At 41.2% G+C, this 13515-nt stretch carries 10 protein-coding genes; 5 read left to right on the forward strand and 5 right to left on the reverse strand.

Annotation, left to right across the window (positions count from 1 at the left end; translation table 11 throughout):
• Window positions 1-277: 277 nt before the first annotated feature.
• A complete protein-coding gene (locus tag ACOWPH_RS21140; protein ID WP_015217352.1) occupies window positions 278-1192 on the reverse strand; it encodes an AraC family transcriptional regulator in 915 nt (304 codons plus the stop codon).
• A 41-nt stretch (window positions 1193-1233) separates the two neighbouring features.
• Here ACOWPH_RS21140 and ACOWPH_RS21145 point away from each other — a divergent pair, with 41 nt between their 5' ends.
• From ACOWPH_RS21145 to ACOWPH_RS21155, 3 genes are all read left to right on the forward strand, one after another.
• Window positions 1234-1596, forward strand: a complete 363-nt coding sequence (locus ACOWPH_RS21145; RefSeq protein ID WP_015217353.1) for a cyclophilin-like fold protein — start codon at window positions 1234-1236, stop codon at window positions 1594-1596.
• Window positions 1597-1681: 85 nt separating this feature from the next.
• Window positions 1682-2773, forward strand: a complete 1092-nt coding sequence (locus ACOWPH_RS21150; RefSeq protein WP_015217354.1) for an alpha/beta hydrolase — start codon at window positions 1682-1684, stop codon at window positions 2771-2773.
• A 52-nt stretch (window positions 2774-2825) separates the two neighbouring features.
• Window positions 2826-3569, forward strand: a complete 744-nt coding sequence (locus ACOWPH_RS21155; protein ID WP_015217355.1) for an SDR family oxidoreductase — start codon at window positions 2826-2828, stop codon at window positions 3567-3569.
• Between the two features lie 144 nt (window positions 3570-3713).
• Here the strand turns inward: ACOWPH_RS21155 and ACOWPH_RS21160 are convergent, their stop codons facing one another.
• Entirely contained in the window at window positions 3714-3857 is a 144-nt protein-coding gene (locus ACOWPH_RS21160; protein ID WP_171815817.1) for a hypothetical protein, read from the reverse strand.
• 142 nt (window positions 3858-3999) lie between these two features.
• Here ACOWPH_RS21160 and ACOWPH_RS21165 point away from each other — a divergent pair, with 142 nt between their 5' ends.
• Both ACOWPH_RS21165 and ACOWPH_RS21170 read left to right on the forward strand, forming a co-directional pair.
• A complete protein-coding gene (locus tag ACOWPH_RS21165) occupies window positions 4000-4269 on the forward strand; it encodes a hypothetical protein (protein WP_015217356.1) in 270 nt (89 codons plus the stop codon).
• Window positions 4270-4627: 358 nt separating this feature from the next.
• Window positions 4628-6457 (forward strand): ABC transporter ATP-binding protein, encoded by a 1830-nt coding sequence (locus ACOWPH_RS21170; RefSeq protein WP_015217357.1) that lies wholly within the window; start codon window positions 4628-4630, stop codon window positions 6455-6457.
• Between the two features lie 249 nt (window positions 6458-6706).
• Here ACOWPH_RS21170 and ACOWPH_RS21175 read toward each other — a convergent pair whose 3' ends face one another.
• From ACOWPH_RS21175 to ACOWPH_RS21185, 3 genes are all read right to left on the reverse strand, one after another.
• Window positions 6707-6850, reverse strand: a complete 144-nt coding sequence (locus ACOWPH_RS21175) for a hypothetical protein (RefSeq protein WP_015217358.1) — start codon at window positions 6848-6850, stop codon at window positions 6707-6709.
• 69 nt (window positions 6851-6919) lie between these two features.
• Window positions 6920-12316 (reverse strand): trifunctional serine/threonine-protein kinase/ATP-binding protein/sensor histidine kinase, encoded by a 5397-nt coding sequence (locus ACOWPH_RS21180; protein WP_042465488.1) that lies wholly within the window; start codon window positions 12314-12316, stop codon window positions 6920-6922.
• A 70-nt stretch (window positions 12317-12386) separates the two neighbouring features.
• Window positions 12387-13397 (reverse strand): SDR family oxidoreductase, encoded by a 1011-nt coding sequence (locus ACOWPH_RS21185; protein WP_015217360.1) that lies wholly within the window; start codon window positions 13395-13397, stop codon window positions 12387-12389.
• Window positions 13398-13515: the final 118 nt, after the last annotated feature.

The raw sequence follows: 13515 nt of genomic DNA on the forward strand, positions 1-13515 counted from the left end.
ATCCCAATTTAATAGAGAGATGGAGGTTTGAGTTTCGCAAAATATCGAGTATTTCATGGGCTAAAAACCTGAAACTTATGAGGTAACCACTTGTGTGTACACCGTAGCCCCTTACCAAGGGGAGGGTTGGGGAGGGGTAATTTTGTATTTTACTAGAGTGGGAAAGGCTATATATCAATACCTTGTCCAAATCGAAAAAAGTCTTGATTTAGAGGTTGGGTTAAACAACAGCGCAACCCGACGCATTTGTTGGGTTATGGCTGATGCCTCCGGCACGCTACCGCAAACGCCACACTTCATGAGCGTCCCTCAACCCAACCTTGTACTCCCGGTTGAAGTGCGAGGCATCGTCATAACCCACAAGGTAAGCAGCACTGGTAGCGTCAAGATTTTCCCCCAGCATTAGACGACGAGCCTCTTGCAACCGCAGTTGCTTCTGGAACTGCAAGGGACTCATGGCAGTGACTGACTTGAAGTGATGATGGAAGCCTGATACACTCATTCCCAGATCTCTCGCGATGCTTTCAATTTTGATCGGCTCCTTAAAGTTTTTACGAAGTCGCTCGACAGCAAGCGCAATGTAGTGGGTGTAGCCACCCAGAACGGCAATATGACGCAGTCGCGCGCCTTGCTCTCCCATCAGGAGTCGGTAAATGATTTCCCGTGCGACCAACGGCATCAGAACCCGTGCTTCAGCGGGCGTGTCCACCAGCCGAACGAGCCGGATAACGGCATCGAGCAGCGATCCATCTAGTGGACTTACGTCGATCGCTTTGACATTGGCAGGACTTTGGGACGCGGGATAGTCTGCCTCGACCATGACTGAACTGACCAGGGTGGAATCAAGATCAAGGCGAAGGCTCAGGCATGGTTGGGCTTTGGATGCTTCTAGAATTTGGCTCATAATCGGCATTTCGACCGTCGCCAACAGATAATGTGCAGGGTCGTACAGATAGCGATCGCTACCCAAAAGCACTTCTTTACTGCCCTGGGCGATTACACAAAAGGCGGGGACAGAAACAGCATGACAGGCTTCTATAGGTAAGGAGAATCGATGAAGATGCAAGCCTTTCAACGGCTCGATTGTTCCATCATGACGAATAGCCTGTGAGATGCGCTCAACCAATTCGTCTCGGTTGGCTTGCACTCTGGAAGCCTCACGCTTTGCGTGTTGGTCGTTCATTAAATCCATATTGGACTTATTTTTCGTTTGAGTAGCATTTATTTTTAAGTTTGCAGGATTGTACAAAGATTTTAGACGATCATTCTAAAGTTTTTACAGTCACTTTGATCGACAGTAAAACCACTCAGGATTTTATTTCCCTGCTGCCATTAACGCTGACGTTAGAAGATTATGCGAGAACCGAAAAAATTAGTTATCTGCCAAAAAAATTATCTACAGAAGATGCACCCCCAGGCAGTGATCCTGCTGTTGGAGATATTGCTTATTACTCTCCCTGGGAGAATTTGGCAATGTATTACAACGATTCTGGATACGCCAACGGACTCGTTATCCTCGGCAAAATAGATGGTGGTATCGAGACATTTAATGTGCCTGGTTCTGTAGAAGTGACAATCGAGCTTCAATCGCAATAAAGCAGGGTACGGAAATCAAACAGCTGACGACGACTATCAAACCGAAGCGAACCTGCTAGATAAACCCACACCTATGGAGAACTGAATGAAACACAGCATTTTAATACCAACCCTCTTGATTAGTGCAATCTGCACAACGGCAGCATTCGCGCTCGACAAAACACAGGTCTTGCGTCAAATATCCCAATCACCCGTGCAGCAGTCTGCTGTAGTCGAGGGGGCGGACAACTTCTATAAGAGCGATAGAGTAACCATACAAAAGGTTACGTTCAAAAACCAATACAATATGCAGGTTGCCGGGAATCTCTTCATTCCTAAAACTTTGAATCCCAAGGCCAAGAATCCGGTAATCATTGTCGGACACCCAATGGGGGCAGTCAAAGAACAAAGCGCAAACCTATATGCCCAAAAACTGGCTGAACAAGGGTTCGTCACCTTGTCTCTTGATTTGTCATTCTGGGGCGAGAGTGAAGGGCAGCCCCGCAACGTTGTTTCGCCGGATATTTATGCCGAGGATTTCAGTGCTGCGGTCGATTTTCTGAGTACCCGGCCATTCGTTGACAGAAACCGGATTGGTGTTCTTGGAATTTGCGGTAGCGGGAGCTTTGCCATCAGCGCAGCCAAGATTGACCCGCGACTGAAGGCTATTGCGACGGTCAGTATGTACGACATGGGTGCAGCCAACCGTAACGGGTTGAGACGTTCTATGACCCTTGAACAGAGAAAGAAAGCCATCGCTGCGGCGACTGAACAACGCCATGTCGAGTTCACGGGCGGCGAGACCAAATACACAAGCGGAACCGTGCAAAAACTGAATGAGAACTCCACCGCTATTGAGCGTGAGTTTTATGACTTCTACCGCACTCCTAGGGGCGAATACACCCCCAAAGGTTCATCGCCGAAACTGACAACGCACCCGACGCTTACCAGCAACATCAAATTCATGAACTTCTACCCGTTCAACGACATTGAGACGATCTCACCTCGTCCCATGCTATTCATCACGGGGACAGATGCACATTCCAGGGAGTTCAGCGAAGATGCCTACAGTCGCGCAGCCGAGCCAAAGGATCTCTATATCGTTCCCAATGCAGGACATGTCGATTTGTACGACCGGGTGAACCTGATCCCGTGGGACAAGCTTACATCCTTTTTCAATCAGCATCTCAGTCGATAAGTGAGCAACTGGCAGGAGACAACATGCTACTCAACGAATGGAAACTTCGCAGATGATTAAAGACAAAGTTGTGATTATTACTGGCGCATCATCAGGGATTGGTGAAGCAAGTGCAAAATTGCTGGCAAGCAAAGGTGCTAACGTTGTATTGGGCGCGCGACGCGAGCAGCAATTGAGACACCTGGTTGATGAAATTCAAAAAGCTGGCGGACAAGGAGTCTATCAAGTGATGGATGTGGTTAACCCATTTGATAACGCTGAAATAGTCAATCTTGCCAAGGAAACATTTGGAAGTGTCGATGTTATTTTCTTAAACGCTGGCATAATGCCAAATTCTCCACTTTCTGAATTGAAAACTGATGAATGGAATCAAACAGTTGATATCAATATCAAGGGTGTACTGAATGGTGTTGCTGCTGTGTTACCAACTTTTATTAGCCAAAAGTCTGGGCATATTATCGCAACTTCATCGGTGGCTGGATTAAAAGCTTATCCAGGTGGTGCGGTGTATGGTGGGACGAAATGGTTTCTACGCGATTTCATCGAAGTTCTACGCATGGAATCTGCTCAAGAAGGAACTAACATTCGTACTGCGACCATTTATCCTGCTGCAATTAATACTGAGTTGTTAGATCGGATTACCAACCAAGATGTGGCTGAAAAAATGACGGCTTTGTATGAGCAATATGGCATCTCGTCAGATCGAGTAGCCAATGTTGTGGCGTTTGCAATTGACCAGCCAGAAGATACAAACGTGAACGAATTTACGATTGGCCCAACCACCCAGCCTTGGTAAGGATAGTGCTGGCGGCCTACTCTACGCACCCTATTCTCTTCCCCAGATGAATTAGGGTGCGGGATTGGAGCTAAAGCAAAACCCTTTTTAGCGCAAAAGTGGGAAGATAATTGGGACAAGCCTTTAACTACATGGAGAAAGGAACTAGATATCATAGTTGTTGATTAATAATATAGACTGTTCTGAAGGCGCTATCAACACCTGAAGGTGCGATCGCTCAAGGGCTGCGTGTCTCCACTGTGCGACTTGCTTACACAGTTTGGTTGAAGACGCAGTGATTCTGCTCACTTTTATTTTTGTAAAAATAGCTTATTTATTTATGTATGACATTATTTACATAAACACAGCCTATAAAAATCCGACTTGTATCACCAAAATAACTCATGCCCAAGTGTGAGTAAGTAAAGGTCTTTATAAGGGCAATAGTCAAATGATTGATTTAATAAAAGCGGCGCTGGAATTTTTGGGAAAGAGGACTTGGTTGATTCTTTGTTTTGTGGTGTTTCTTCCATCCTTACTATTAGGCTTTACATTTTTCCATCCCTTCTCTATTAAGCTATCAACTTGCTTGCAGAAAGACAGTACTTATATTTTGCACGAAACCATCTATAAAGTGAAAAGCATTGTAGAGACAAGCGGTGGTGCTAGTGTCAATCTATGTGTCAAAGAAGTGATTAAAACGGTAAAAACAGGGATTTAAAAAACTGGCATGGGGGAGTTCTTAAAAGGTACTCCCCTCCCGCACAATTATGGAGTTTAGCAAATGGTATTTCCCTCTACTCCAAAAATGCGTTTTAAGTCTGAGTCTTTGTAAACTGCCATCTCCGCAGAATCACAGTTGCTAGTAGGTTGAATATACAGCAGTTTGTGTAGTTAGGAGGTACAACATCTAAATTCAAACCTATACACAAAGCCAGTTTTACTCCTGACTCCTGAATTCTGCTGTAAATGGTGAAATGAAAGCTATCAAATAGTAAGCAGTAGCCGTCCATTCAAATCTTGAAATTTGTATCTCATTTAAATGAAATTCGCTGTATTTTTCCCAATTTTGCTTTTAAATGAAGATAAAAAAACGAAATGTTCTGCGTCAATCACTGACGGTTTTTCGCTATAGTGGACGGGCTATAAACTTAGTATGGACGACTAGTCGCTCGCTGACTATTCTTCTGGCTAGTTTAACTTTAGTAGCTGGCCTTTTACCGGCAGCGATATCCTACATTGGTAAATTAATTGTTGATGCAGTAGTGTCTGCCTCTCTTGTTAATTCAAACAGCAATGGTTTTGTCAATAATTATGAGCCTTTGTTGTATGTAGGATTAGAAGCGATCGCAATAATTTTACTCGCAGGCAGCCAACGGGGAATAATAATTTGCCAATCCTTACTGCGGGCGCTACTGGGACAGCGGGTAAACGTACTCATCTTAGAAAAGGCATTAACACTAGATCTGCGGCAGTTTGAAGACTCAGAATTTTATGACAAATTGACCAATGCACGCAGAGAAGCTTCCGTCCGTCCCCTTTCCCTAGTTACCCGCACCTTTGGCTTAGTTCAAAATGCCCTTTCTCTGATCACTTACGGTATTTTACTAGTAAATTTCTCAGTTTGGGCAGTGGTAATGCTGATTGTGGCAGCCATGCCCGTATTTATTGCGGAGACGAAGTTTGCAGGAGAAGCTTTTCGCTTATTTAGTTGGCGTGCGCCAGAAACTCGTCAACAGCATTACTTGGAAAACCTCTTAGCCAGAGAAGATTTTGCCACAGAAGTCAAACTCTACCAATTGGGAGAGATGCTGCTAGGACGTTACCACAACCTCTTTGCTCAACTCTACAGACAAGACCGCGATTTAACTCTACGGCGCGGATTGTGGGGTTATCTCCTGAGTTTAGTTAGTACTGCTGCTTTTTACATAGCTTATGCTTGGATTGTCTTGGAAACAGTGGTAGGCAGGATTTCCTTGGGAGATATGACCATGTATCTCACCGTGTTTCGCCAAGGACAGTCTACTTTTGCCAATGCCCTCACTTCTATAGGCGGTATGTATGAGGACAACCTCTATTTATCGAATCTCTACGATTTTTTAGAAGAAGAAGTACCAACATCTTCAGGTCATGCCACCACTGGTTTTCATCCCCAAGATGGTATCCGTTTTGAGAACGTATCATTTACTTATCCAGGCAGTTCCCAGCCAGCATTGAGAAACATTTCTCTGCATTTGCAACCTGGAGAAAAACTAGCCATTGTGGGTGAAAACGGTTCTGGTAAAACCACCTTAATCAAACTACTGACCAGACTCTACACCCCTGACTCTGGGAGAATTTTATTAGATGGCTTGGACTTGCAGGAATGGGATGTGGATGTGCTACGTCGTCGCATTGGTGTGATTTTTCAAAACTTTGTCCGGTATCAGTTCACTGTGGGTGAGAATATTGGTGTAGGCGATATAGAACATTTAGAAAACAAAACCCGCTGGCAAACTGCCGCCCAAAAAGGCATGGCCGCACCTTTTATTGACCAATTACCTGAAAGCTTCCAAACGCAGCTTGGTCGTTGGTTTAAGGGGGGACAAGAACTTTCGGGAGGACAGTGGCAGAAAATAGCCTTGTCTCGTGCTTTTATGCGATCGCAAGCTGATATCTTAGTGTTGGATGAACCAACATCAGCAATAGATGCCCAAGCTGAGTTTGAGATTTTTAATCATTTTCGGGCTATTACTCAACATCAAATGGTACTTTTGATTTCCCACCGTTTCTCAACAGTACGCATGGCTGACAAAATCGCAGTTATAGAAGATGGCGTTGTTGTGGAACTGGGAACTCATGACGAATTAATACAGGCAGGAGGACGTTATGCTAAGTTGTTTTTATTACAAGCAGCCGGATATCGGTAAAGATGAAATTTGACATCTCTCCTCGTATTGTCAACCACCCATCACTTCCCTTCTCTGCGAGACGCTACGCGAACGGGTAGGGGTTCATTGCCGCTGCTATTAGATCAGTAATTACATCCCGTGGGCTAGTTCCACCCATAACTGCTCCAACAACTGGTAAATTAAGTTTTTATAGTTCCTATCTATAACAGGTAAGTAATTCGATACTTGTCAGTTAAGCTCAAAAAATAAAATTACATACATAGTCTATTAAACTGGCACTTTAGTATTAATCATCCATAAAAATAATGCAGGAGCTATAAGACTTTCTGTAACATCAGTCAATGAAGCGTCGAGAATCACCACACCATGATCGTTGGTGAGGATGTCAAAAGAGTCATAACCATATTGCATTCATCCTCATAATTTCTGACTCTATTATTCCCAAATAACTGAATTTATCTCTAATTTTAGCATAAAAATCTACACTGGTATTTTGATAATAAATTCTGTACCTTCACCCAAAACAGAGTGATAATATAACTTTCCGTAGTGGATTTCTTCAATGATTTGTTTAGCTATAGCCAAACCTAAACCTGTGCCTTTACCTACAGCTTTAGTAGTAAATAAATGGTCAAAAATCTTTGGTTTAATTTCATCACTCATCCCTTTACCATTATCAGTAATGGTAATCTGAACAAGATTATTTTCCCTGGAAGTTGTCACAGTAATACGGTTGGGATGAGCTTTAATTTCGGCAACACTACGTTCGTTGCTTAATTCATCTAAAGCATCAATTCCATTCGCTAAAATATTCATAAATACCTGATTTAATTGTCCAGGGAAACATTTTATTTGTGGTAAATTACCGTAATTAGTAATTACTTCAATTGCTGGACGTTGTTCGTTAGCTTTGAGACGATGTTTGAGAATTAAGATTGTACTATCAATGCCTTCATGAATATTAAATGGTACTTTATAATCTCTATCAGCACGGGAGAAAGTGCGGAGGGAAGTGCTGATATTTTTGAGTCTGTCACAAGCTATCGTCATAGAATCCAACATTTTAGGCAGGTCTTCTATGGTATAGTCCAAATCAATTTCTAACTCGTGTTTAAGGATTTTTTCGGTCTTATCGGGTAAAGTTTCTTGATAGAGTTTTAAATGTTCAATAATATCAGCAAAGGTGGGTTGAGCTTGTTGGAGAGTAGCCGCAATAAAGCCCAGAGGATTATTCATTTCATGAGCTACACCAGCAACTAAGTTACCCAAAGCGGACATTTTTTCACTTTGGATAATTTGTAATTGGGCTTGTTGTAAGTTATGTAATGCTTGTTCTAAATCCTGGGATTTTTCCTGCTCTCGCTCATACAATCGAGCATTGTCTAGGGAAATGGCGGCTTGAGCGCAGAGTAAATTGAGGAGTTCGACGCGATCGCAGGTAAACACCCCCTTTGCTAAATTATTTTCCAGATATAAAATACCCAACAACTTACCTTGATGCAAAATTGGACTGCACAAAATACTCTTTGGCTGTTGACGGATAATGTATGGGTCATTGGCTAAGGTGGTATCTGCTGTTGCATCCAATAAGACAACTGTCTGTTGACTGTGCTTGACTTTGTAAATGAGCTTGTGAGGAATATCCTGACTCTCTTCAACAAGAATTTTCTGCAATACCACTGGGTTTGTCCCCTGGGTTATTGAGCCTTTAATTAGTAAATGATTGTCTCGCAACAGCATTAACACACATTTATCAGCCCCAGCATTTTCGATGATGATGGAAAGTAACGATGAAAGTAGTTTTTCTAGTTCGATTTCACCGGAGATTGTCTGAGATGCTTTGAGAATTGCTTTTAAATCTAGAGTATCTGAGACAGTGCTGGTAGAAGCTAAAGAACTACTAGATGTCACACTCCCCGAAGCAAAGATAGTTTCATTCGTAGAAAAAGCCCCACGAGTTTGCTGTAAGATGGGCGCAAGTAATTGGGGATAGCGTTTTTCTAAGTCTGCAACTTTAGCCTTTGCTCCCCAACGGACATAGGCATAGTAGGCTTCAATCATGTATTCTTGGGCTATGCGCTGCTTTCCCCAATCAAGATAGAACTTTGCCGCTAGTTCGTTAGCTAGTGCTTCTTCTTGTATGTATTTGTTAGCTTTAGCCAGGGAAATTGTCTGCTCGTATAGATTAATGGCTTCTGCAATTTGTCCTAACACTCGACATTTTTCTGCTGCCACCAAACTGTATTTATGTTCAAAGTTTGTATGTGCATGATCAACCCATACTTTCATGATTTTTTGATTTATGTCTACTTGCTCTAGTAGGGATTGACACTTTTGGTTTATGGTTGATGTGCATCTGTTTTCAGATGCTTGTAAAGCAATACACTCGGATAACAGCGCCAGAGAATAATAGAAGTTGTGAATCGCCACAGTTACACCAATAGCAGCATCAGCGTAGTCTGCTGCCTTGATTGCCGATGTCACTGCTATCGAATAATCTGCAAATAAATAGCTAAGAATAGACTTAGCTAAATATGCTGTAAACGGCAGTGAGTGATCGTTACTAGTACAGTAAACAGATAAAAGTTCAGTTTCATCAAAATACTCACCTGACAATTTCCTTGCTTCAGCGACATCAACATCTCCCAACAAATTAGAAACAAGTTGTTGCCAAATTTGAGCATTACCAAGAGAATGATCTTGTTTAATTGGCTGCAAAACCTCAAGCGCAATATTTTGTTCCTGTTGTAAATCTGTTAAAGTTTCTCCAGCGAGAAACAGATAAGTACAGCGATGAGCAGTGGCATAACTAGCATACTCAATATCGCCCATTTCAAAACCAATTTGACTAGCTTTTCCTAATGTTTCTATAGTTTCAATCAGAGGTTCTTTCCAAGGTCGAATAAAAACATTGAATAAGTTCTTTACTTTACATTCCAATTCTCTAGCAGAAAATCGATCTAATACTTCCAAAGCAAGTAAACCAGAGTAATATCCTTTATCTAAATCTTTCTCAAATGCACACAGTAATATGCCATAAAATACATAGGCAAATGCAGTCAGCGATGTATGTCCTTGTTTTAAGCTCAAATCAATCATTGTCAAGACAATTGGTGATAGCAGCTCTGGTTTTGTTGTGTAGGCTGGAGGAAAAATTGCCATAAGTATACGCATGATAGCAATTTGATGGACATCCTGCATAACTGGCAATGATTCTATTGAAGTCAATTTTGGGAGGTGAATTACTGAAGATGCAGGAGCATTATTTAAATCGACTCCTAGAAGTTCCAAAGCCAACATTCCTACATCCAGTGCTTTTGGCATTTCTGACTGAGCCGTATACATTTGAATTTGCATTTCATAAACTTTTACGCGATCAATTAGGCTAGTTGCGCGCTCTAAAACAAAATTAGCTAAAGTTTGGGCATGGGCAAAGTTGATATTAAGATATTCTGCCTTTATCGCACATTCATAAAGAGATAAGGTTAGCCTATACTCACTTTGCCAACTATCAACGTCTAAAGACTTAATTCCATTGTGAAAATATTTAGCAGCAGCACTATAAGCCGTTGCGGCAAGGGCTTTTTCTCCGGCCATGAGGTTCAATTCTGCTAATTGATGTCTTTGCGGTTTTGTAGTAATTAACTCTCTGGCTATATTCAAATGATTAACGATATCGAAAATATTTTCTTTCTGTTTTTCTGGGGATATATGATGTAATAATAATTGTCCAATCTGGTAGTGTGTTTCCTGCTTTTTGTCTTCTGGAATTAGCAAATAGGCAGCTTGTTGAACGCGATCATGTAAAAATTTGTATCTAACATTTTCTTGATTTTTCCGTGCTAACTCTTGAGTCTCTTGCCCAAGATAAAACTTATAAAAATCACTAATGGGTAAAATTAACCCTTCCTGCAATGCTTTCCATAAAGTATCCGATGTTTCGATGACTGTTCGCTCTGAAACAATAGCTAAAGTATCTAAATCAAAAGAGTTACCAATACAAGCTGCTAACTGCAATACCTGTTGAGTTGATGGCGGTAATTTTTGCAATTGTGAACTCATGAAAACCACAACGTCATCTGTAACTGTTTGGGCTTTTACTTCAGCTATGTTACATTGCCAACATCTTAATCCAAAATCAAAGTGAATCAATCCGTCTTGATGCAATGCTTTGAATAAATGTGTGGCAAAAAATGGATTGCCTTGAGTTTTTTGATAGATCAATACAGAAAGATTCCATGCAGATTTTTCTGTACATTTGAGCGTGTCTGCTACTAATTCATTGAGTTTCTGTTGATTGAGTGGTAATAAATTAATCGTGCTGATTTTTGCTGGTGTCTTTTGTATTTCACTCAATGTCAACATTAATGAATGTCCTGGGTTTACTTCATTATCCCGGTATGCACCAATGATGAAAAGATAAGTTGTCTCAGCAATTAACAACTGTATTAATTTTAGCGATGCTAAATCTGCCCATTGTAAATCATCAAGAAATATCACCAAGGGGTGTTCAATACTAGTAAAAACTTGGGTGAATTTCTGAAATAATAAATTAAATCTATTTTGGTTGGCTGTTCCTGATAACTCTATGGCTGGTGGCTGTTCGCCAATAATTTTTTCTAATTCGGGAATAACTTCAATAATGACTTGTCCATTATCGCCAACAGCCTCTAGGATTTTATATTTCCATTGCTGAATTTGAGTATCACTTTCAGTTAACAATTTCTCCATTAAATCACGGAATGCTTGTACAAAGGCACTGAAAGGGATATTGCGTTGAAATTGGTCATATTTACCTTTGATAAAATAGCCTCTTTGTCTGGCAATTGGCTTATGTACTTCGTTGACAACTGCTGTTTTCCCAATTCCAGAAAAACCCGCTACTAGTATCATTTCTGTTGCACCCTGACTGACTCTATCAAATGCTTCTATTAGGGTTGATACTTCTGCTTCTCTGCCATAGAGTTTATCAGGGATGATGAAGCGATCGCACACATCATGCTGTGCAATTTCCAAATTTGCAATTTTCCCAGTTTCTTTTAGCTGAATTAAACATTTTTCTAAATCAAATTTCAATCCCAACGCACTCTGATACCTATCTTCAGCATTTTTCGCCATTAATTTACTGACGATTTTTGAGATAACTGAGGGGATATCTGGATTAATTTCATGTATTAATGGGGGAATTTTAGCAAGATGAGAATATAGCAATTCCATCGCATCATCAGACTGGAATGGTAACTCATTTGTGAGTAATTCATAGAAAGTAATACCGAGGGAATAAAAATCTGTGCGATAATCAATCCCCCGATTCATTCTTCCTGTCTGTTCTGGAGATATATAAGTTAGTGTTCCTTCTAAAACATTGGGATTGACTAGGGTTTGGGTTTCTCTTGGTAATAAAGATGCAATACTAAAGTCAATTAATTTTATTTGTTTGGTTTCGGGGTTAATTAAGATATTGCTGGGTTTGATATCTTTATGAATAACCCGCTCACGGTAGAGTATGTCTAGGGTGTCGCAAAGAGCGATCGCTAAAACTAAAAACTCCTCTAAAGATGGGACACGCTGATTTTTGCTGAAATAATCCTTGAGGGAAATTCCGCCAAAGTCTTCCATGACTAACATATAGCCATTTTGGAATGTTTCCAGGCTATAGGTTTGGATAATCAGAGGTGAGTTGAGATTTTTCCCAATGGTGTATTGATTGCGAAATAATAAGAGTTCGCTAAAGCTGGGATAATAATTTTTTAGCAGTTTTATAACTACTGGTAGTGAGTCCCTTTCTCGAACTGCGCGATAAACCAGTGTTCTCGAACCATTGTAGAGTTCTTCTGCAAGGTGATATCCGGAAATACTAACAAAGTTGCTCACTATATTGCCCTAATGCTCATATTTTCTGGATCTAGTATTCCCAGATATTGGTTATTAAATCACTAACTAGCTGTTAACCTTTATTATTTAAGGTTTGTACTGCTAACAACGCTAATGCACCTGTAACAGCGATTGCTCCCCATTGTAGAAGGGGATTTTTATCCAAGGCATCGAAAAAGCTGGGTATGACTTGGTTTTTATAGTCGCCATCTATTCTGTCGTGTTCAGGAACAGGCTGGTAAAAGTTATTTGGTGCGTTTTCAGATTTTGTTTCAGAACTACGCTGTAAATCAAAACCGAATTGTAACAGCAGTGAATCTACTAGCCCCGGAGAAATACGTTGTAATAAATCTATTGCCTTGGCTGCATCACCCACTAAAAAATCACGAGTGGGATGTTCTGCTGCATAGATGACAGCATCAGCTACTAGCCTGGGGTCGTAGTAAGGTGGTATACCGGCTGGTTTTACGCCTAGCTTAGTTAAACCATTATTCCAGAACGGGGTATTAATTACGCCAGGTTTGATACTTGTAACGCTAATCGGCCATTTATCATGCTGTAATTCTATCCGCATGGATTCCACAAAGCCTTCAACGCCATGTTTAGCGGCAGCATAAGCACTTTGATAAGGAAGCGATCTCCTACCTTCCATTGAAGAAATATGAATTAGCGCCCCTCTTCCTTCTCGCTTCAAATGGGGTAAAGCAGCCATTGCACCATAAGCTTGGCCCACTAAGTCAACATCAATAACGTGCTTGAATTCTTCCGGTTTTGTGTTGTCGAAAGTGGCAAAAAGTCCTACTGCGGGAGTATGCACCCAAGTATCAAGTCGTCCAAATGTCTCTATGGTTTTATCTGCGATCGCATTTACTTGATCAAATTCCTGCACATCAGCAACAATGGAAGTTGCTTCACCACCAAAGCTGCGAATCTCTTCCACCACAGACTTTAACCCTGACTCGCTCCGGGCAGAAACTACAACTTTTGCACCCCGTCTAGCAAATTGTAAAGCTGTTTCTCGGCCAATGCCGCTAGAAGCACCAACGACGGAAACAACTTGTTGATTGATTGGTTTTAATTGCATAGATACTACTCCTTTCAATTTTCAACAGAATTTAGAAACTGGTTTAATTCAGCAGTGAATAATTCAGGACGCTCAACTTGGGGTATATGTCCACAGTTAGGAATTAAAGCTAGTAGTC

It is taken from the genome of Anabaena sp. PCC 7938 (assembly GCF_049315035.1).
Classification (GTDB): domain Bacteria; phylum Cyanobacteriota; class Cyanobacteriia; order Cyanobacteriales; family Nostocaceae; genus Anabaena; species Anabaena cylindrica.